General features: G+C 38.1%; 23 protein-coding genes. All 23 read left to right on the top strand.

What is annotated here, in order from left to right:
- Nucleotides 1–81 precede the first annotated feature (81 nt).
- The 23 genes from eutA to GMC92_RS01545 all read left to right on the top strand — a co-directional run bounded on the left by eutA (nt 82) and on the right by GMC92_RS01545 (nt 19,324).
- Complete coding sequence (gene eutA / locus GMC92_RS01435; RefSeq protein WP_155199510.1) at nt 82–1,512, top strand: ethanolamine ammonia-lyase reactivating factor EutA; 1,431 nt, start codon at nt 82–84, stop codon at nt 1,510–1,512.
- A gap of 26 nt (nt 1,513–1,538) precedes the next feature.
- Nucleotides 1,539–2,909, top strand: coding sequence for an ethanolamine ammonia-lyase subunit EutB (locus GMC92_RS01440; RefSeq protein ID WP_049472791.1), 1,371 nt, complete (start codon nt 1,539–1,541; stop codon nt 2,907–2,909).
- 16 nt (nt 2,910–2,925) lie between these two features.
- Nucleotides 2,926–3,849, top strand: coding sequence for an ethanolamine ammonia-lyase subunit EutC (gene eutC / locus GMC92_RS01445; protein WP_118094957.1), 924 nt, complete (start codon nt 2,926–2,928; stop codon nt 3,847–3,849).
- A 16-nt stretch (nt 3,850–3,865) separates the two neighbouring features.
- Nucleotides 3,866–4,519, top strand: a complete 654-nt coding sequence (gene eutL / locus GMC92_RS01450) for an ethanolamine utilization microcompartment protein EutL (RefSeq protein ID WP_003006890.1) — start codon at nt 3,866–3,868, stop codon at nt 4,517–4,519.
- 14 nt (nt 4,520–4,533) lie between these two features.
- The gene (locus tag GMC92_RS01455) at nt 4,534–5,154 is read left to right on the top strand and encodes a BMC domain-containing protein (protein ID WP_155199511.1); all 621 of its coding nucleotides are present in this window, start codon (nt 4,534–4,536) and stop codon (nt 5,152–5,154) included.
- Nucleotides 5,155–5,165: 11 nt separating this feature from the next.
- Nucleotides 5,166–6,650, top strand: coding sequence for an acetaldehyde dehydrogenase (acetylating) (locus tag GMC92_RS01460; RefSeq protein WP_155199512.1), 1,485 nt, complete (start codon nt 5,166–5,168; stop codon nt 6,648–6,650).
- Nucleotides 6,651–6,681: 31 nt separating this feature from the next.
- Nucleotides 6,682–6,969: a BMC domain-containing protein gene (locus GMC92_RS01465; RefSeq protein WP_049472794.1), complete on the top strand. Its 288-nt coding sequence runs from the start codon at nt 6,682–6,684 to the stop codon at nt 6,967–6,969.
- Nucleotides 6,970–6,997: 28 nt separating this feature from the next.
- The gene (locus GMC92_RS01470) at nt 6,998–7,279 is read left to right on the top strand and encodes a BMC domain-containing protein (protein ID WP_006596190.1); all 282 of its coding nucleotides are present in this window, start codon (nt 6,998–7,000) and stop codon (nt 7,277–7,279) included.
- Between the two features lie 167 nt (nt 7,280–7,446).
- Nucleotides 7,447–8,088 carry a hypothetical protein gene (locus GMC92_RS01475; RefSeq protein ID WP_118094963.1) on the top strand — a complete coding sequence of 214 codons (642 nt, stop codon included), beginning with the start codon at nt 7,447–7,449 and terminating at the stop codon, nt 8,086–8,088.
- Nucleotides 8,089–8,104: 16 nt separating this feature from the next.
- A complete protein-coding gene (gene eutD, locus GMC92_RS01480) occupies nt 8,105–8,731 on the top strand; it encodes an ethanolamine utilization phosphate acetyltransferase EutD (RefSeq protein WP_118094965.1) in 627 nt (208 codons plus the stop codon).
- A 26-nt stretch (nt 8,732–8,757) separates the two neighbouring features.
- A complete protein-coding gene (locus GMC92_RS01485; protein WP_118094967.1) occupies nt 8,758–9,399 on the top strand; it encodes an ethanolamine utilization protein in 642 nt (213 codons plus the stop codon).
- 11 nt (nt 9,400–9,410) lie between these two features.
- A complete protein-coding gene (locus tag GMC92_RS01490) occupies nt 9,411–9,689 on the top strand; it encodes a EutN/CcmL family microcompartment protein (RefSeq protein WP_003006905.1) in 279 nt (92 codons plus the stop codon).
- A 16-nt stretch (nt 9,690–9,705) separates the two neighbouring features.
- On the top strand, nt 9,706–10,800 hold the full coding sequence (locus GMC92_RS01495) for an ethanolamine utilization protein EutH (RefSeq protein WP_049472799.1): 1,095 nt from the start codon (nt 9,706–9,708) through the stop codon (nt 10,798–10,800).
- Nucleotides 10,801–10,816: 16 nt separating this feature from the next.
- Nucleotides 10,817–11,263 (top strand): cupin domain-containing protein, encoded by a 447-nt coding sequence (locus GMC92_RS01500; protein ID WP_049472800.1) that lies wholly within the window; start codon nt 10,817–10,819, stop codon nt 11,261–11,263.
- A gap of 233 nt (nt 11,264–11,496) precedes the next feature.
- Nucleotides 11,497–12,855, top strand: a complete 1,359-nt coding sequence (locus GMC92_RS01505; RefSeq protein WP_118094969.1) for a cobyrinic acid a,c-diamide synthase CobB — start codon at nt 11,497–11,499, stop codon at nt 12,853–12,855.
- Nucleotides 12,855–13,802, top strand: coding sequence for an adenosylcobinamide-phosphate synthase CbiB (gene cbiB, locus GMC92_RS01510; protein WP_155199513.1), 948 nt, complete (start codon nt 12,855–12,857; stop codon nt 13,800–13,802). Before GMC92_RS01505 ends, cbiB begins: the two co-directional genes overlap by 1 nt.
- Nucleotides 13,803–13,815: 13 nt before the next feature.
- Nucleotides 13,816–14,508, top strand: a complete 693-nt coding sequence (locus GMC92_RS01515; RefSeq protein ID WP_155199514.1) for a cobalt-precorrin-8 methylmutase — start codon at nt 13,816–13,818, stop codon at nt 14,506–14,508.
- Nucleotides 14,509–14,515: 7 nt separating this feature from the next.
- Nucleotides 14,516–15,193, top strand: a complete 678-nt coding sequence (locus tag GMC92_RS01520; protein ID WP_118094975.1) for a cobalt-precorrin-8 methylmutase — start codon at nt 14,516–14,518, stop codon at nt 15,191–15,193.
- 22 nt (nt 15,194–15,215) lie between these two features.
- Entirely contained in the window at nt 15,216–16,340 is a 1,125-nt protein-coding gene (cbiD, locus tag GMC92_RS01525) for a cobalt-precorrin-5B (C(1))-methyltransferase CbiD (RefSeq protein ID WP_155199515.1), read from the top strand.
- A complete protein-coding gene (locus GMC92_RS01530) occupies nt 16,331–16,957 on the top strand; it encodes a cobalt-precorrin-7 (C(5))-methyltransferase (protein ID WP_118094977.1) in 627 nt (208 codons plus the stop codon). Before cbiD ends, GMC92_RS01530 begins: the two co-directional genes overlap by 10 nt.
- Nucleotides 16,935–17,498 (top strand): decarboxylating cobalt-precorrin-6B (C(15))-methyltransferase, encoded by a 564-nt coding sequence (locus tag GMC92_RS01535; RefSeq protein WP_118094979.1) that lies wholly within the window; start codon nt 16,935–16,937, stop codon nt 17,496–17,498. The genes GMC92_RS01530 and GMC92_RS01535 overlap by 23 nt, the downstream gene beginning before the upstream one ends.
- A 4-nt stretch (nt 17,499–17,502) precedes the next feature.
- On the top strand, nt 17,503–18,276 hold the full coding sequence (locus GMC92_RS01540) for a cobalt-precorrin-4 methyltransferase (protein ID WP_049472811.1): 774 nt from the start codon (nt 17,503–17,505) through the stop codon (nt 18,274–18,276).
- Nucleotides 18,266–19,324 carry a cobalt-precorrin 5A hydrolase gene (locus GMC92_RS01545; RefSeq protein ID WP_155199516.1) on the top strand — a complete coding sequence of 353 codons (1,059 nt, stop codon included), beginning with the start codon at nt 18,266–18,268 and terminating at the stop codon, nt 19,322–19,324. The genes GMC92_RS01540 and GMC92_RS01545 overlap by 11 nt, the downstream gene beginning before the upstream one ends.
- Nucleotides 19,325–19,346: the final 22 nt, after the last annotated feature.

Genomic DNA, 19,346 nt, shown 5'->3' on the forward strand with positions numbered 1-19,346 from the left:
TCGAAAAGCAATGACGCTTAAAGGATGCAAGAAACCGATGTTTCAGTGCATTCTTTAAGCGTCTTTTTTTGGAGGTTTCCTATGTCGGATAAAATTTTGAGTGTTGGGTTAGATCTTGGAACTGCAACTACTCAATTGGTCCTATCTGAACTTACAATTGAAAATATTGCTTCTGTATTTACAATCCCAAGAGTATATATAACGGATAAAAAAGTCCTTTATAAAAGTAAAATTATTTTTACACCAATTTCACATCAGTCTTTGATAGAAGTTGATAAGATAAAAGATTTTGTTATCCAAGAATATCAAAAAGCCGGGATTGAAAAGCAAGATATTCAGATGGGGGCAGTAATTATTACCGGTGAAACAGCTAGAAAAGAAAATGCCAGCCAAGTTTTGCAGGCGTTGAGCGGTTACGCTGGGGACTTTGTAGTTGCTACTGCGGGGCCAGATCTAGAGAGTATTATCGCAGGCAAGGGAGCGTGTGCACACCAATATTCTCAAGAACACCATACTTCCGTTGTAAATATTGATATTGGAGGTGGAACTTCAAACTTCGCTGCATTTCGCGAAGGAGATGTAATTGATACAGGTTGTTTTGATATTGGCGGTCGTTTGATCAAGATTGATCCTAATACACTTAAAATACATTATATTTCACCGAAACTACAAGAAATTATAAAACAAGAAAATTTAAGACTGTTTTTGGATGAAATTGTAAATAGGGATGAATTGAATAAATTAATCCAAATTTTAGTGATAGTTTTAGAAAAGGCAGTTGGGCTTGAAGTGGATGCTCCATATTACGAGTTTTTACAAACCAACCATGGATTGCGACTCGATTATGAATTGAAATGTGTTTCATTTTCCGGAGGAGTAGCCGATGCTATTTATCAAGATTCTGCTACTAATGATTTTGCCTACGGTGATATTGGTATCATATTGGGACGTGCTATTCGTCAATCAAAGATTTTTGAACAAAAGAGAGTGATTGAATCAGCCGAAACAATTCGAGCAACAGTCGTAGGTGCTGGAAGTCATACAACAGAGGTAAGCGGAAGCACCATCACTTATATTTCTAAAACTTTACCGATTAGAAATATACCTGTTTTGAAATTAGCGAATGACGACGAGCTAGAGAGTTGTGAAAAATTAACAGAAATCATTCATGATAAATTAGAATGGTTTACCTTAGAAAATGAAGTCCAACAGGTTGCTTTGGCAATTAATGGTGAAAAAAGTCCAAGTTTTGTTAGAGTACAAGAATATGCAAGCGCTATCACAAAAGGGATGGGAGAAAGTATTCGAAAGAATATTCCATTACTTGTAGTTGTTAGAGAAGATATGGCAAAGGTTTTAGGGCAATGTTTGTTTGCTGAATTACCAAAAGATTATCCGTTTGTATGTATTGACTCAGTTGATGTCCAAAATGGTGACTACATCGATATAGGTAATCCAGTGATAGAGGGATCGGTCTTGCCGGTCGTTGTTAAAACGTTAGTTTTTAATTAAGAAATTATTAAAGGAGGAGACTTTAAATGATTTTAAAGACAAAATTATTTGGAAGAGTCTATGAATTCAAATCAGTAAAAGAAGTTCTAGCTAAAGCCAATGAATACAAGTCGGGTGACCAACTTGCTGGGGTGGCGGCTGAATCTTCTGAAGAACGTGTAGCAGCTAAGGTGGTTTTATCACAATTAAAACTATCAGATTTGTTTAACAATCCTGTTGTTCCATACGAAGAGGACGAAGTAACTCGTATTATTATTGATGATGTAAACCTTCGTACTTATGAAAAGATTAAAAATTGGACTGTTTCTGAACTTCGTGAGTGGATTTTAGATAACAACCACCAAAATGTTGATATTCAATGGCTTTCTCGTGGATTAACCTCAGAAATGGTTGCAGCGGTTGCTAAGTTGATGACAAACTTAGACTTGATTGTTGCAGCAAATAAGATTGTCATTACAAAACGCGCTAATACAACCATTGGTATGCCGGGAACATTCTCTTCTCGTTTGCAACCAAACCACACTACAGATGATCCTGATGGAATTATGGCCTCTACAATGGAAGGTTTTGCTTATGGATGTGGGGATGCTCTGTTAGGGTTGAACCCAGTTGATGATTCTGTAGAGAGTACAAAACGAATTCTTCATAAGTTTAATGATTTTATCGAAGAGTATAAGATTCCAACACAACACTGTGTGCTAGCTCACGTTACAACTCAGATTGAAGCAATGAACCAAGGAGCTCCAACTGGATTGGTATTCCAGTCTATCGCAGGTTCTGAAAAAGGGAATGCGGCATTCGGTTTTGATGCAAAAGTTCTTCAGGAAGCTAAAGATACAGCTCATAAAGTTGGTACTGCAGCTGGTCCAAACGTGATGTACTTTGAAACTGGTCAAGGTTCTGAGTTGTCATCAGATGCTCACCATGGTGCTGACCAGGTAACGATGGAAGCACGTTGTTATGGTTTTGCGAAACGTTTTGATCCATTCTTGGTTAACACAGTAGTTGGATTCATCGGTCCGGAATATTTGTATGATTCAAAACAAGTTATTCGTGCCGGTTTGGAAGATCACTTCATGGGTAAACTAACAGGTATTTCTATGGGCTGTGACATTTGCTACACAAACCATATGAAAGCCGATCAAAATGACGCTGAAAATCTATTGGTTCTTCTTGGAGCAGCTAATGTTAACTACATCATGGCAATTCCTCATGGTGATGATATCATGTTGAACTATCAAACTACTGGTTATCATGAAACTGCTACGATGCGTGATCTCTTGAACAAACGTCCAATCAAAGAATTTGAAGAGTGGATGGAAAAAATGGGATTGATGAAGGATGGACATCTTACTGAAATCGGTGGAGACGGATCTATCTTTATGAAACAAAATTAGTAAGGAGGTATTGACAGTGAATGAACAAGATTTAAAAGAAATGATTCGTTCTTTGTTAAGCGAAATGGATACAGATACTGTTACAGAGCTAAAAAAGGAAGAGCAAAAGCAAGACTCCGAATTTAAGTCTCTTGAAAAGAATGGTGTTCAACCTGATAAAGAAGAAACGACTATTGAAGATGGAATTATTCCAGATATAACAGAAGTGGATATTCAGGAACAGTTTTTAGTTCCAAATGCAATTAACGAAGAAGCTTATCGTAAAATTAAAAAATTCACACCAGCTCGTTTGGGATTGTGGAGAGCAGGAAACCGTTATAAGACTGAGACAGTTCTTCGTTTCCGTGCAGACCATGCTGCAGCTCAAGATGCGGTGTTCTCAAATGTTTCAGATGATTTTGTTAAAGAAATGGGATTCATTCCTGTTCAAACAAAAGCATCAACGAAAGATGAATACTTAACTCGTCCGGACTATGGTCGTGTATTCCCAGAAGATCAACAGAAAATCATTAAAGAATCTTGTAAACCAAATCCAAAAGTACAAATCGTTGTTGGTGATGGTTTGAGTTCATCAGCGATTGAAGCAAACGTAAGAGATTTCTTACCAGCCTTAAAACAAGGTTTGAAAATGTTTGGTCTGGATTTTAATGAAGTTCTTTTCATCAAACATGCTCGGGTAGCTGCAATGGACCAAATCGCTGAACTTACAGGAGCTGAAGTTATCTGTATGCTAGTTGGAGAACGTCCTGGTTTGGTGACAGCTGAATCGATGAGTGCATATATGGCTTATAAACCAACAGTTGGGATGCCAGAATCACGTCGTACAGTAGTATCAAACATTCATAAAGGTGGAACTCCTGCAGTTGAAGCTGGAGCCTACGTGGCTGAAATTATTAAGAAGATTCTTGATAATAAGAAGTCAGGGGTAGAATTAAAATAGAAATGGGGTTTAGATTTTGAAAAATGATAGACTTGGCGCTAACGTATTAAGTGCATTATTAATTCCTAATGTAGATGCAGGGTTAGCAGCATCATTGGAACTGAAACCACATCATAGAAGTTTGGGAATTGTTACCTCTGACTGTGATGATGTAACCTATGTTGCTTTGGATGAAGCGACAAAAGCAGCTGATGTTGAAGTTGTTTATGCTCGTAGTATGTATGCTGGAGCTGGGAATGCTTCTACTAAGTTAGCTGGTGAAGTTATCGGTATTTTGGCGGGTCCAAATCCGGAAGAAGTTCGTAGTGGCTTAGATGTTGTAGTTTATGAAATTGAAAACGGAGCTAGTTTCTATAGTGCAAATGATGACGACAGCATCCCATATTTTGCTCATTGCATTTCAAGAGCAGGTAGTTATCTTTCAGAAGGTGCAAACGCAGAAGAAGGAACAGCCATTGCTTATTTAATTGCTCCTCCTGCAGAAGCTATGGTAGCTCTGGATGCAGCTTTAAAAGCTGCTGATGTATCGGTTGGTGCATTTTATGGACCACCAAGTGAAACAAACTTTGCAGGTGGATTATTGATTGGCTCTCAATCTGCATGTCGTGCAGCATGTGATGCATTTGCCCAAACTGTTCAAAGTATTGCAGATAATCCAAAGAGTTATTAAGATGAGGTGTGCTTATGGCAGAAAAAGCACTTGGATTAATTGAAGTACGAGGTTTTCTTGGGGCAGTCGTAGTTGCCGATGCTGCACTGAAAGCTGCCAACGTCTCACTATTGAATGTAGAAACTGTTAAGTCAGGGTTAAATACGGTTCAATTGGTTGGAGATGTTAGTGCAGTAAGATCAGCAGTGGAAGCTGCAGTTGAGATTGCACAAGATCAACCATACTATCTTCATAGTCACGTGATTGCACGATTAGACTCGCAAACTGATTCGATCCTCCTTCCAATTCAAAAGGAAGTGAATAAAGATGTGTCCAAAGCTGAAACTTCTTCATCTTTAGAAGAGAGTGTTTTAGAAGTGATTGATTTGATAGATGTACCTGAAGTTAATCCACAACCTTTAATATCAGATAATGAAACAGCTTTTGTTGAAGATATCATTTCTGATATTATAGTTGAAGAAGAGGTTCTAACAGAAGGACAACAGAAATATTCTGAGGAAGAATTAAATAAATTCAAAGTTGTTGAATTAAGAAGTATTGCTTATCGGGAAGATAAAATCGATCTATCTAAGAAAGAAATTAAATTTGCGAACAAACAATTACTAATTCAAGCTTTACTGAAATTGAAATCATAGGAGAAAGTTGAATGTATATTGAAGATAAAGATCTTTTATCTATACAAGAAGTTCGCCATTTGATTCAACGAGCTAAAGTTGCACAACAAAAACTAGCATTGATGAGTCAGGAACAAATCGATACGATTGTAAAAGTTGTAGCTAAAGCTTGTTATGATCAAAGAGAACGTTTAGCCAAAATGGCCGCAGAAGAAACTGGATTTGGGAAGTGGCAAGATAAAGTTTTAAAAAATGCCCTTGCCTCAAAAGGTATTCTTGAAGAAATCAAGGATATGCGTACAGTTGGTATTTTGAACGAAGATAAAGAAAACAAAGTTATTGAAGTTGGTGTTCCAGTTGGTGTGGTTGCCGGATTAATCCCTTCAACCAATCCAACTTCAACAGTCATGTATAAAGCGCTTATCGCTTTAAAAGGTGGAAACAGTATTGTTTTCTCTCCACACCCACATGCTGCAAAATGTATCAATGAAACTGTTGATATTATTAAAAAAGCTGCAGTTTCAGCAGGGTGTCCCGAAGGTGCAATCGGTGTTATTCAACGAGTTTCTATTGAAGCAACCAATGAATTGATGAAACACAAAGATACAAACTTGATCTTGGCAACTGGTGGGAATGCAATGGTAAAAGCTGCGTATTCATCAGGAACACCTGCCATTGGGGTAGGTCCTGGTAATGGTCCAGCCTTTATCGAAAAAACTGCAGATATCCCTAAAGCAGTTCGTCAAATTCTCGATTCAAAAACTTTTGATAATGGTGTTATCTGTGCTTCTGAACAATCAATCATTGTAGAAGAAGAAACAAAAGACAAGGTTGTTGAAGAGTTTAAACGTCAAGGTGCTTACTTTGTTCCAAAAGAAGATGCAAAGAAATTAGGGGCCTTCATCATTCTACCTAGTGGAGCAATGAATCCAAAAATGGTAGGTAAAACACCTCAAGTGATCGCTAAACTGGCAGGAATTTCTGTTCCAGATGATGCCCGTGTCTTGATTGCTGACGGTGAAGGAGTTGGAAAACAATATCCTTATTCTATGGAAAAACTAGCTCCTGTTCTTGGTTTCTACACTGTTAAAAATTGGGAAGAAGCATGTGAGTTGAGTATTCGGATTCTTCATCATGAAGGAGCTGGACACACATTAGCTATCCACACCCAAGATGAAAGCATTGTTCGAGAATTTGCTTTAAGAAAACCTGTTTCAAGACTTTTGGTCAATACTCCTGCTGCTTTAGGAGGAGTTGGTGCTACAACAGGTTTGTTCCCAGCCTTTACTTTGGGTTGTGGAGCTGTAGGTGGAAGCGCAACATCTGACAATGTAAGCCCATTGAATTTGATTAATATTCGCCGTGTCGCTTATGGTACTGCAGAATTGTCAGATCTGAGAAAGGCTGAAAATCAAGAAAATCTTGACTGTCAACGCTGTGAAGTTGATAAGCAAGTAGATGAAGAACAATTAGTCGATCTGCTTGTTCAACGTGTGTTATCAAAATTAACTAAATAACTTATTCATTTCATAATTGGAGGAAATTAAAATGGCAAACGCAAACGCATTAGGAATGGTTGAAACAAAAGGTTTAGTAGGTGCTATCGAAGCAGCAGATGCTATGGTAAAAGCAGCAAACGTTACATTGATTGGTAAACAACAAGTCGGTGCTGGATTGGTAACTGTAATGGTTCGTGGTGACGTAGGTGCGGTTAAAGCAGCAACAGACGCAGGAGCAGCAGCTGCTGAAATTGTGGGTGAATTAATTTCAGTTCACGTAATCCCACGTCCACACTCTGAAGTAGAAGTTATTCTACCACATCCATCAGCTGAATAATTAGGTTTAATAATAGGAGGAAAAGATTATGTCAAACGCAAACGCATTAGGAATGGTTGAAACAAAAGGTTTAGTAGGTGCTATCGAAGCAGCAGATGCTATGGTAAAAGCAGCAAATGTTACATTGATTGGTAAACAACAAGTTGGTGCTGGATTGGTAACTGTAATGGTTCGTGGTGATGTAGGTGCAGTTAAAGCAGCAACAGATGCAGGAGCAGCAGCTGCTGAAAATGTAGGTGAATTAATTTCAGTACATGTCATCCCACGTCCACATTCTGAAGTAGAAGTTATCCTACCTCATAAAGAGTAGATTTTTATAATTTCTCATGCAGGTAATCAGCAATTAATGTTTTGATAGGAATAAGCATTTTGATGTAAAGAATATTCATTCATGTTAATAGCTGTACGAGGTTGGGAAGTTGAATCTCAACCTCGTTGTATCCCTGTGGTTAATTTGTGGTAGAAGGATGTGAATGCATGACAGTTTATACTGAATCACGAATTAGAAAGCTAATAAAAGATGGCAAGATCAGTGAGCAAAATATCTTAAAACTTTCGAATGATGATAAATTGACTCCAGCTGCAAAAGGTTTTTTGCATGATCGCCATATTCAGATAGTTTATTCTGATTTGCCAAATAAAACTCAAACAGAGATTAGTAAACCATTTCATATGACTGTTTCGTCTCTAGAAGAGTCTGCTGTGTATCCACTACTTTTCAAGCTAACGAAACTATATACGTATTTTCTAAAATGCCAAAAGGAACTTCATCTTTCATATTTAGATGAGAAAGTTGATCAATTAGGGATTTTACTTCAAATAGTAGAAAAACTTGTCGGCTGTTATATCGAAGAGGATATCTCATTTTATAATCCAAATTTTGGGACAAATGAAGATTTACAGTCCATTCGAGTCATTAAACAGTTGGATCAAGGTAGTATAAGAGTTGATTTTAAATGTGAAAGCTGGAAACTTTCTTGTTATGAATTATATATTGAAATTGTAAATATCCGTAAGGAATTGATGCTAGTATCATCGGATAATCAAGATATTTATGCAGAGAAACTGATTGCATTATTGAAATCAATTGAGGTTTTAGTGTGGCTTATTTTAGAATAGAATGTGGAGAATAACAATGTCATTTGAAAATTTAATTGATAAAGTTATTGATAGGATTCAAAATGAATTAGATGGCTCATTTGAAGTGGAAGCTAGTGGGAGACATGTACATTTAAGTCGTAAAGAATTAGATGCACTGTTTGGGACTGGATATGAATTGACAAAGGCTAAAGATTTATCTCAGCCTGGACAATATGCTTCAAAAGAACGGTTGACTGTAGTAGGTCCTAAAGGAGCTTTTCATAATGTCGTTATTTTGGGACCTGTTAGAAAAGAGTCTCAAGTAGAGGTATCACTTACAGACTGCTTACAACTAGGAGTCAAAGCTCCTATTCGTGAAAGTGGTGATATTGAAGGTACTCCAGGTATTGTATTAGTGAATGGTGATAAGTCGGTTTCCTTGGATAAAGGTTTAATTGTTGCTAAACGCCATGTTCATATGACACCTGAAGATGCTGAAAAATTGGGCGTAAAAAATCATGATATTGTAAAAGTAAAAGTTGAAGGAGCAAGACCTTTAGTCTTTGACGACGTTGTGATTCGTGTGAGTCCAAAATTTGCAACTTATATGCATATCGATTACGATGAAGCCAATGCTTGTGGTTTTAGCAAAGGAATCCGTGGTCGGATTATTAAAGACTAGTATTGGTTGTTGGAGGTAGGTCAAAAATGGAGAATCTAGATAAGATCGTAGATTTGATTACAGACCGTTTAATGGATAAAATACAGGTTGAAACGCATAAGGCCTCAGTATTTGTTATCGGAGCATTTGATATTCCTGAAATCGTATCGAAAGAAGGTTATCAAGTTGTGAAACAATCAAGTAGTGCTGATATCATTCTAGTAGAATCAATTGGTTTTGATGCAATGATGCGAATCGCTTCTTTGTGTCCGCTAAATGCTGATGAAGCTGTTGTCATTAAAAGTTTGTTGAAAGGAAAGAAAGTTTTGGTTCCAGTAGAATCATTTGACTTCCATCAGTTTAAACAAACTTCAAAAGCCTTATTGTTTCAAGATCTTCAAGAACAGTACGAAAAGCTTCTTCGATATGGTGTTCAATTCTATAAAAAAGAAGAATTGCTATCATTGCTAGAAGAATCTACTTGTGGAGAAAACAATAAACCTTTAAATGATGTGACAAAGAATGAAACACAACCGAAATCTGTTGAAAAGGTTGGCTTATTAACTGAAAAAAAGTTAATTGAAATGAACCTATCTGATCATGATAGGATTCGAATTAAAAAAGGAATGATTGTGACCGCTCTTGCGAAAGACTATTTGAAACGTCACAATATTATAATAGAAGAATAAGGAGTAGCGAGATGTTTGTTGGGAAAGTGAAAGGAAGTCTATGGGCTACAAGAAAAGATGAAAAACTTAATGGATTAAAGTTTTTAGTGGTCGAGCGGCAACTGGATGACCATCAAACAGATCCTGCCTTAGTCATTGCTGCTGATTGTATTGGTGCTGGTGAAGGTGATCAAGTGTTGGTCACTACAGGAAGTTCAGCTCGTGTGAGTTTGAATAGACAGGATGTCCCAGTAGATATGGTCATAGTAGGTATCATTGATAAAGTTGAGTATCAACTGGATGATTATTGAAAGTAGGGATTAATTTATGAGTATAAATGAAATTATCATTTACATTATGGTTCTGTTTATGCTTGTCGGTGCAGTTGATAAATGTATCGGCGGGAAATTGGGCCTTAGTGAAAAGTTTGAAGAGGGAATTATGGCTATGGGGGCGTTAGCGCTTTCTATGGCAGGGATTATGGTAGTAGCTCCTTTGTTGGCTGACTTATTAAAACCTGTTATTGTACCTCTTTATGGTTTGGTAGGTGCGGATCCTTCGATTTTTGCAACAACATTTATTGCAAATGATATGGGTGGAGCACCTTTAGCCTTAAGCTTAGCGCAAGATAAAGCTGTTGGTGATTTTGCGGCCTACGTTTTAGGTTCTATGATGGGACCAACAATCGTGTTTACAATACCTGTTGCTTTAGGAATTATCGAAAAATCAGATCGTCCTTTCTTGGCTCGTGGTATTTTGTACGGTTTGGTAACCGTACCTGTCGGATGTTTAGTTGGTGGACTTCTAGTTCCAGGTTTATCATTTGGTACTTTGTTAATCAACTTGATCCCTATCGTAATTGTATCTGCACTTATTTTCTTAGGTTTACTTCTTATTCCTAATGGAATGATTAAAGGATTTGAAATCTTTGGTCAAATTATTGTTGTGATTGCAACATTAGGTTTAGCATTTGGTGCTGCACAACTCTTAACCGGAAATGAATGGTTGATTAATCTATATCCAAAAGGTGCAGAAACGCTTCAAGAAGCCTTTGTCGTTGTCGGTTCGATTGCAGTAACCTTGGCGGGAGCTTTTGGTTTAGTTGCAGTATTTACAAAAGTTGCCAACAAACCTCTTTCAGCTATTGGTAAATCATTAGGAATGAATGAAGTAGGTGCCGCTGGTTTAGTTGCTTCTTTAGCAAATAACATTGCCATGTTCCAAATGTTAAAAGATATGGACAAACGTGGTAAAATCTTGAACATTGCCTTTGCTGTATCTGCATCATTTGTAATTGGGGACCACTTAGGATTTACTGCTGGACAAAATGCTAAAATGATTGTTCCAATGATGATTGGTAAGTTTGTTGGTGGGGTGACTGCTGTATTACTTGCCTACTTCTTGACTAAGAAAGAAGCCTAATTGGGGGTAAAAATAAATGGATTATAATCGTACAGATATTGAATCTTTGGTTCGCAAAATTCTTTTAGAAGAATTGGCTGGGAAAGGTTCGGCTAAGCGTGTTAGTAAAGCTGGTGTAGCATCTATTTCATTACCAAGTTTAGATGTTCGTCCTGAAGATCGTTTGGATACAGGAAATCCAGACCATCAAGTCTATACACGAGATCTTTTAACACTGGAAGAAAGTCCTCGACTTGGCTTAGGTTTGATGACCATGGACAAGACAACCTTCCCTTGGCATTTAGATTATGATGAAGTAGATTATGTCATTGAAGGTCGTTTGGATGTTATTTCTGGTGATGAAGTCATGAGTGCTGGTCCGGGTGAAATCATCTTTATTCCAAAGGGAAGTGATATTCAATTTTCTGTTAAAGATAAGGCACGATTTATTTATGTGACTTATCCAGCAGATTGGCAAGGATAATCAACGTTATAATAAATTTTTTATAAGGAGCACCACATGCGTGCTCTTTTTTTGATTGCGTTTACAATTTTTCATTGACAAATCCTATAATTTATATTAGAATGAAAGCATCTTTAATGTGAAGAACCAAATGGAGCACAACGAGGTGCTGAGTAATTTAATAAAGCAACGGAGCTACAAAAAATAGTGTATTTTTTGTAGCTCTATTTTTTTCAAGAGATTGAGGTGTTAGGATGAAGCAGTTTATGTTAGCTGGTGTATCTAGTGGTGTTGGAAAAACAACAGTAACACTAGCTGTATTAAGAGCTTTAACAGACATGGGGTACAAAGTTCAACCGTATAAAGTAGGTCCTGATTACATTGATACCTCTTACCATAGTCGCATAACGAAGAACACTTCTCGTAACCTAGATAATTTTTTGATTCCAGATACTGATTATCTGAAGTGGTCTTATTATCGATGGCATCAAAATTGTGATGTAGCAGTGGTAGAAGGGGTGATGGGGCTTTATGATGGTTTAGGGACTGATAAAGATTGTGCATCTTCTGCCTCTGTTGCAAAACAGCTCAATCTACCTGTCGTTTTAATTATTGATGGGAAATCAACTTCGACTTCAGCGGCAGCAATTGTACATGGCTTTTCTTCATTTGACTCTGATGTAAATATCATTGGTGTTATTATCAACCGTGTTGCTTCTGAAACGCATTATCAACTAATTAAGGGAGCGATTGAGCGCTACACTGATATTGAAGTTTTGGGCTATTTCCCTAAAAATGTTCAAGTTGAACTTCCTTCTAGACATTTGGGTTTGATTCCCGATATAGAGATGGATGATCTTGAAGAAAAATTTGCTATTCTTGGAGAGCAGGCTAAAAAAACGATTCAGTTTGATCGTTTATTGGAAAAAGTTGATAGGGAATCAGTGAAACTTTCTTCTCCATTCAAACTTCAAAATACCACTCCATTAACCATTGCTTATGCACTTGATGATGCTTTTCACTTTTATTACGAAGATAATCTTGATTTATTGAGAAGTTTTAATGTGAATCTGATTCCATTTAGTCCTTTGCATGATGAACGCTTACCAGAAGCTGATGCTTATTATTTTGGTGGGGGGTATCCAGAGCTGTTTGCAAAAGAATTGTCTAACAATCTCTCGTTTAGAAAATCAGTTCTAGAAGCTCATCAAAAAGGAATCCCAATCTATGCTGAGTGCGGAGGATTGATGTATCTTGGAAAAAATCTTGAGATTGAAGATCAGTTCTTTAAAATGGTTGGGGTATTTGATGGCACTAGTGTGATGACCAACGGACTAAAACGTTTTGGTTACTGTTTTGCAACCACTAATGAAGATTCTTTATTTGGTCCGTCTGGTACGGAAGTTCGAGGCCATGAGTTCCATCATTCCATCTTCAATACTTCTGAAAAAACAGTTTTAGACCTCAGAAAAGAAAGAGATGGAGAAGTGGTTTCCAATTGGACAGGGGGCTACCAGAAAGGGAGAACTTTTGCAAGTTATCTTCATGTTCATTTTTATCAAAAGGAACAACTTCTTATGAGTTGGATTGATTATATCTTGGAGTCAAAATAATGATAATTATTGCAATTTTTATCGCTCTTCTTCTTGATTGGTTAATTGGAGACCCTTATTCTTGGCCCCACCCAGTTAAGCTGATAGGAAATTTTATTTATGCTTGTTTGAAACTTGAGAACCTAAAAACAAAATTTCCTTTTCTGTTTGGCATACTTCTGTGGTTCTCTACGGTTAGCTTGACAGTTTCCATCACGTATGGAATCTTGTGGGGGGCTAGTCAGCTTCACCCGATTCTTTATTGGATTTTGTGGATTTATTTAGCCTACACCTGTTTAGCAACTCGCTCTCTGGCTTTTGAAGCTCTGAAAGTTTATAAGGCAATTCAGTCTGGTTCCATTGAGAAGGCTAGGTATCAAGTGGGAATGATCGTAGGGAGAGAAACAGATCAGCTTACCATACCTGAAATTTGTAATGCAACAATTGAAACCGTCGCAGAAAATGCAAGTGATGGAGTGATCGGCCCCTTATTGTGCTTATTTATTGGCGGTCCAGTATTCGCAATGGGATACAAAGCTATTAATACGCTAGATTCAATGGTCGGTTATAAAACAGCCAAATACCGAAAGATTGGATATGTTTCGGCTAAAATAGATGATTTGGTCAATCTCATTCCTGCCCGTTTAACTTGGTTGTTTATGATGGCAAGTACCAGAGTCCTGCAATTGGATTTCAGAAATGCCATAAAAATTGGCTGGAGAGATCGCTACCAACATGCGAGTCCAAATAGTGCTTTCCCTGAGTCGGTCGTGGCAGGTGCCTTAGGGATCCAATTAGGTGGAGCCCATGTCTATCATGGTGAGTTGATTACAAAACCTACTATTGGTGATCCTACAAGAAGTGTAGAAGCAGATGATATTTTATCCTCCATTTCTATGCTTTATATGACAACGACGATTTCAGTTTTCGTTTTGTCGATCATTTATTTTATTCTAGTAATTTATTAAAAGAGGAGTATGTATGTCCTATATCAAAAACCCTTCCTCAATTGAGGAAAAAAGTTTTCAGATCATTCAATCTGTCATTGACCGGGATCATCCTGGCTATGAATTTCATGAAGATATGGAAGAAGCCATTATTAAACGTGCAATTCATACCACGGGTGATTTTGACTATCTCTATACCATGAAATTTATCAATCATGTTAATGAACGTATTGTTGATGTGATTCAGGATAAAGGAACCATCATAGTTGATTCAAGCATTTCTTTAAATGGGATCAATAAACGAGTGTTGGACCAAATGGGCGTTTCTTACCGTTGCTTGATTAATGATGAAGATGTCATCCAACTTGCTAAGGAAAAAAATATCACTCGAGCTATGGCTGCTGTTGAAAAAGCAACAGAGATAGAAGGGCCTAAAGTATTTGCTTTTGGTGGTGCTCCTACTGCTTTGTTCCATCTCCTTGATTTGATCAAAGAGAAAAAAGTAGATGTAGATGCGATTATCGGTGTTCCCGTTGGGTTTATCAATGTCCTAGAATCTAAGGAAGCATTATTAGCAACCGATTTGCCTGTTATGGTAAATGAAGGGCGTAAGGGGGGAAGCACCCTTGTCGTAGCGATTATTAATGCGATTATCTATCAAATGCAAACGATTGTGACCGATGACTATGTTCGTTATTCTACAGCTTTAAATGATAAAAAAGGATAAGTTATTTATGAGTTATATAAAAGTATCAAATCAAATTGAAGAAGCCAGCTTTAAAAAGATTCAAGAAATCATTGATCAGGAGCACCCAGATATTGTTTTTGATAATCCATTTCATGAAGCGGTTTGGAAACGAGTTGTTTTTGCGAGTGCAGATTTCGATTACCTCTACAATATCAAATTTTCAAATGATGCCATCGACCATATTCTAGATGTTATCAAAAATAAAGGAACTATTTTCACCGATACGACCATGGTTCTAGGTGGATTTAATAAAAGAATCTTGGATGAACTAGGGGTGGCCTACAGATGTTTGGTAAATGAACCAGCAATCTTTGAAGAAGCTAAGGCAAAAGGGATCACTCGTTCTATGGCAGCAGTAGAACATGCAGCCAATGAATTGGGTCCTAAATTGTTTGTATTTGGAAACGCTCCAACTTCTATCTTTAAAGTCTTGGATATGGTAGAAGAAGGAACACTAGTCCCTGATGCTGTTATTGGTGTTCCGGTTGGCTTTGTCGGTGCGGCAGAATCAAAACAGAAACTGCATGAGAGCCCAATTCCTTCTATTGTTGCATTGGGAAGTAAGGGAGGAAGTACGATTGCAGCAGCAGTGGTCAATGCCATCCTGTACCAGTACAAACAAGAAATGTATGATTACCAACGCTTCGTAGTCCCAAATAATTAAGTAGTGAAGGAAATGGAACTATATGGATGATTACGCATATGTCAATGGAAAAAAACTAAGAAAAGGGTTCACTACTGGAACTTGTGCGACAGCTGCTACAGCTGCAGCGATTAGCATGATATTGAATCAAGATATCGAAGAAAAAGTTACAGTTTCTACGGCGAATGGAGTCGAAGTAACAATGGATATCAAAGATCCTTCTTTTGGTGAACTGACTGCTAGTGCTGCTGTCGAAAAGGATGGCGGGGATGATGCAGATGCGACGCACGGACTCCTGATTTATTCGACAGTGACACTCTTACCGGATTCAAATGATATTGAGATTGATGGAGGAGAAGGTGTTGGTCGAGTTACACAAAAAGGACTGAAATGTGATGTTGGAATGGCAGCGATCAATCCAACTCCTCGGGCCATGATTGAAAAAACAGCCCGACAATTACTTGGTCCAAATTGCGGAGCGAAGATTATTATTTCGGTACCGGGTGGAGAAGAAACAGCCAAGTTGACCTATAATTCTCGTTTAGGAATTGTAGGAGGCATCTCTATTTTGGGGACGACAGGAATTGTTAATCCTATGTCGGAAGAGAGTTGGAAAGCTTCTATTACGATTGAATTAACCATGTTATACAATCAAGGGTATCGATCAGTAGTTTTAGCTCCTGGAAATTATGGCGAAGACTTTGCGACCAATGTGCTTGGGATTCCACCTCATCGGATTGTGAATATGAGTAACTTTGTTGGTCATGTCCTAAAAGAGGTTCAGCGGATCGGATTTACTCGTGTCCTTATGGTTGGACATATGGGTAAATTTGTCAAGGTGGCTGGTGGGATCTTTTCGACCCATAGTAAAGACTCAGATGCACGGATGGAAATCATCATGGCCAATCTAGCATTGCTGGGGGCTCCAGTCGAACTTCTTGAAAAAGTTGATCAGTGCATTACAACAGATGCAGCAGGTACTTTGATTGAGGAGTATCACTACGAAGAAGTTTATCAAGTGCTGGTGGACAAGATGAAATTCCGTTCGGAACGTTTGCTGCGAAATCGGAAGCCGGAAGTCAGCATCGATGTAGTGACTTTTGGGACAGAAGCTGGGTATCTAGCATCAACACAAACATTGGAAGAAATAGCGGAGGAATGGATGTGATCTATGTAATTGGAATAGGGCCTGGAGCCCCTTCCTATGGACTTTTGGGAAGTGAAGAGATATATGAAAAGGCAGACTATATTCTTGGAAGCGAGCGACATTTAGAAATTCTTCCAGCTGCCTATCAAGAAAAAGGAGTTGTACCTCCAAAGAAACTTGCGGGGTTGGCTCAATTAATAGAGTCTTATCCAGAAGACTCAACTATTCTTTATCTGGCTTCAGGTGATCCCTTGGTTTATGGTTTAGGAAAATGGTTATCTGAAAAATTTAAGGGGCGCGTGGTCATTCAGCCAGGTATTTCGTCTTTTCAGTATTTGGCAAGCAAGGTTTCTTTGCCAATGAATGAAGCCTACTTGACGAGTAGTCATGCGAAGATTCCTAATTTTGATTTCATCCTTTCTTTACCAAAAGTATTTATGGTAACCGATAAAAAAATTGGTCCATATGAAATTGCTCAAGAAATTAAAAAACGGGGCTTGAAAAAAGTCTTAGTCATAGGTGAAAATCTTAGCTATGAAGATGAAAAAATTGAAATTTTAGCAGAATATCAAGTTATCGATCGACAATATGAAATGAATGTGGTGGTGATACTAAATGAAGGATTCGGCATTTATTAGAGCAAAGGTCCCAATGACTAAAGAAGAAGTCAGGGCTATCAGTATTGATAAATTAGACTTGCATAAAGCTAAGAGAATGTTGGATGTTGGCTCTGGTACGGGTAGTGTAACCATTCAAGCAGCTGTTTCCTTTCCAAATTTGGAAGTCGTTGCAATTGAGCAAAATGAAGAAGCAGTTGCACTGACACAGGAAAATATTGATTACTTTGGATGTCAGAATATTACTCTAATAAAAGGCAAAGCTCCTGTTGAGCTAGAAGGACAATTTGATGCTATATTTGTCGGTGGAACCGGTGGCAACATGGCTGAAATATTTGAGTGGTGTGAACATCTGTTAGTTCCTGGAGGACGATTTGTTCTAAACTTTATCCTCTTGGAAAATGCTATGGAAGCTATTCAACTTGCTGAAAAATTGGAATGGCAAGACTTAGATGTTGTATCTATTCAAGCTAGTAGATGGTCTGCTTTGGGCAAAGGCCACTATTTTAAACAGCAAAACCCAACGATCATTGTCTCAGCTGTAAAACCAGAAAGGAATTAAATATATGTCAATTGTACATTTTGTCGGTGCAGGACCTGGTGATGTGGATCTCATTACTCTAAAAGGTTACCGCAAATTATCCCAAGCAGATGTAGTTATCTACGCAGGTTCTCTTGTAAATCCAGATCTCCTTCAATACTGTAAAGAAGGTGCGGAGATTCATGACAGTGCTTCTATGCATTTGATGGAAATTATTGATGTGATGGAAGAAGCTGTTAAAGCTGGAAAAGACGTCGTCCGTTTGCAGACAGGGGATTTCTCTATCTACGGTTCTATTCGTGAGCAAACAGAAGAGATGAAGAAGAGAGGCATTGAATTTGACTGTATTCCTGGAGTGAGCTCTTTCTTAGGTGCAGCTTCAAGTATTGGAACAGAATATACGGTCCCTGAAGTCTCTCAAAGTGTGATTATCACTCGCATGGCCGGACGGACCCCAGTTCCTGAACGAGAATCCCTCCGAAGCTATGCTCAGCACAGAACCTCTATGGCCATTTTCTTATCTGTACAAGGCATTGAAAAAGTGGTTGCTGAATTGGTTGAGGGTGGTTATCCAATAGAAACACCTGTCGCAGTAATCTATAAGGCAACTTGGCCAGATGAACGCAAGGTCTTTGGGACATTGGAAACCATTGCTGAGAAGGTCAAGGAAGCTAAAATTAGAAAAACTGCCTTGATTTTAGTTGGAGATTTCTTGGGTGAAGAGTTTTACTACTCTAAGCTCTATCACAAAGATTTCCACCATGAATTCCGTAAAGGATTGAGTTCGCATGCTAAATGATTCCCCTCGTTACGCCATTGTGGCGGTTACTAACAATGCAAAAGAATTAGGACTAGTGCTCAAGGAAAAACTAGGGATTGATTGTCCAGTCTATACCACTGTGAAAATCGCTGACTCTCGAACGGTACCGATTGAAGGACGTGTCATTGAAGGGCTCAGGAAAGTTTTCCAAGAAGTTGATGTTTTAATCTGTATTATGGCGATCGGTGCCGTTGTCAGAGGCATTGCCCCTGTTATTAAAGACAAAACAACCGATCCTGCTGTGATCGTTATGGATGAGAAAGCCAATCATGTGATTAGTTTATTGAGTGGTCACTTAGGTGGGGCCAATCAAGTTACACTTAAAATCGCTGAATTATTAGATTCAAATCCAGTGATCACGACTGCGACAGATACACAAAATGTTGTAGCCTTGGATAATATTGCCAAAGAAGTAAATGGGTGGCGGGAAGAATTGCGCCACTTAGTGAAAGTATTTAATTCTTATTTAGCCAATAAGGACTGTGTCTATTTTTATCAAGAAAGGCCTTGGGTTTCTGACCTGAGAGGGCTAACAGTTATTGAGGAAAGTCAGATACAGGAAGTACTTGCTAATAAGAGCCCATTTATTTGGTTGACCTCTCAAGCAGTTGAGGTTGACGAAGAAGTGGTAGCCCTGATTCATCCAAAACCCTATGTCTTAGGAGTTGGGGCAAAGAAGGATCTTCCACCTTCAACTTTTATGGAATCATTCCGAGCGTTTTGTGAACAAGAGGGAATCTCCAGTTCAGAAATCGCTAAGATAGCTAGTATTGATGTCAAAAAAAATGAACAAGCTATACTAGCATTAGCTCAAGACCTAGATTGTCCGTTTGTCACTTATTCTAAGGAAGAACTTCAAGTAGTAGCTGATAAGTATCCTCAATCGGAATTTGTGAAGAAGACTGTAGGTGTAGGAAGTGTCGCACTTGCTAGTGCGGACCTTGCAAGTAAAGGAAATGTGCTGACCCAACGGTTCGCACAAAACGGTGCAACATTTGCACTTGGTAAATTAGGTAACAATTATTAAATATTAATTTTAAGGAGAAATA

Source organism: Streptococcus parasanguinis (assembly GCF_009717775.1).
Classification (GTDB): domain Bacteria; phylum Bacillota; class Bacilli; order Lactobacillales; family Streptococcaceae; genus Streptococcus; species Streptococcus parasanguinis_AG.

What these genes read in the sequence shown, in the direction of transcription:
- eutA (WP_155199510.1), top strand. Translation starts at nt 82, where the DNA reads ATGTCGGATAAAATTTTGAGTGTTGGGTTAGATCTTGGAACTGCAACT.
- GMC92_RS01440 (WP_049472791.1), top strand. Translation starts at nt 1,539, where the DNA reads ATGATTTTAAAGACAAAATTATTTGGAAGAGTCTATGAATTCAAATCA.
- GMC92_RS01455 (WP_155199511.1), top strand. Translation starts at nt 4,534, where the DNA reads ATGGCAGAAAAAGCACTTGGATTAATTGAAGTACGAGGTTTTCTTGGG.
- GMC92_RS01460 (WP_155199512.1), top strand. Translation starts at nt 5,166, where the DNA reads ATGTATATTGAAGATAAAGATCTTTTATCTATACAAGAAGTTCGCCAT.
- GMC92_RS01465 (WP_049472794.1), top strand. Translation starts at nt 6,682, where the DNA reads ATGGCAAACGCAAACGCATTAGGAATGGTTGAAACAAAAGGTTTAGTA.
- GMC92_RS01470 (WP_006596190.1), top strand. Translation starts at nt 6,998, where the DNA reads ATGTCAAACGCAAACGCATTAGGAATGGTTGAAACAAAAGGTTTAGTA.
- GMC92_RS01475 (WP_118094963.1), top strand. Translation starts at nt 7,447, where the DNA reads ATGACAGTTTATACTGAATCACGAATTAGAAAGCTAATAAAAGATGGC.
- eutD (WP_118094965.1), top strand. Translation starts at nt 8,105, where the DNA reads ATGTCATTTGAAAATTTAATTGATAAAGTTATTGATAGGATTCAAAAT.
- GMC92_RS01485 (WP_118094967.1), top strand. Translation starts at nt 8,758, where the DNA reads ATGGAGAATCTAGATAAGATCGTAGATTTGATTACAGACCGTTTAATG.
- GMC92_RS01490 (WP_003006905.1), top strand. Translation starts at nt 9,411, where the DNA reads ATGTTTGTTGGGAAAGTGAAAGGAAGTCTATGGGCTACAAGAAAAGAT.
- GMC92_RS01495 (WP_049472799.1), top strand. Translation starts at nt 9,706, where the DNA reads ATGAGTATAAATGAAATTATCATTTACATTATGGTTCTGTTTATGCTT.
- GMC92_RS01500 (WP_049472800.1), top strand. Translation starts at nt 10,817, where the DNA reads ATGGATTATAATCGTACAGATATTGAATCTTTGGTTCGCAAAATTCTT.
- GMC92_RS01505 (WP_118094969.1), top strand. Translation starts at nt 11,497, where the DNA reads ATGAAGCAGTTTATGTTAGCTGGTGTATCTAGTGGTGTTGGAAAAACA.
- cbiB (WP_155199513.1), top strand. Translation starts at nt 12,855, where the DNA reads ATGATAATTATTGCAATTTTTATCGCTCTTCTTCTTGATTGGTTAATT.
- GMC92_RS01515 (WP_155199514.1), top strand. Translation starts at nt 13,816, where the DNA reads ATGTCCTATATCAAAAACCCTTCCTCAATTGAGGAAAAAAGTTTTCAG.
- GMC92_RS01520 (WP_118094975.1), top strand. Translation starts at nt 14,516, where the DNA reads ATGAGTTATATAAAAGTATCAAATCAAATTGAAGAAGCCAGCTTTAAA.
- cbiD (WP_155199515.1), top strand. Translation starts at nt 15,216, where the DNA reads ATGGATGATTACGCATATGTCAATGGAAAAAAACTAAGAAAAGGGTTC.
- GMC92_RS01530 (WP_118094977.1), top strand. Translation starts at nt 16,331, where the DNA reads ATGGATGTGATCTATGTAATTGGAATAGGGCCTGGAGCCCCTTCCTAT.
- GMC92_RS01535 (WP_118094979.1), top strand. Translation starts at nt 16,935, where the DNA reads ATGAAGGATTCGGCATTTATTAGAGCAAAGGTCCCAATGACTAAAGAA.
- GMC92_RS01540 (WP_049472811.1), top strand. Translation starts at nt 17,503, where the DNA reads ATGTCAATTGTACATTTTGTCGGTGCAGGACCTGGTGATGTGGATCTC.
- GMC92_RS01545 (WP_155199516.1), top strand. Translation starts at nt 18,266, where the DNA reads ATGCTAAATGATTCCCCTCGTTACGCCATTGTGGCGGTTACTAACAAT.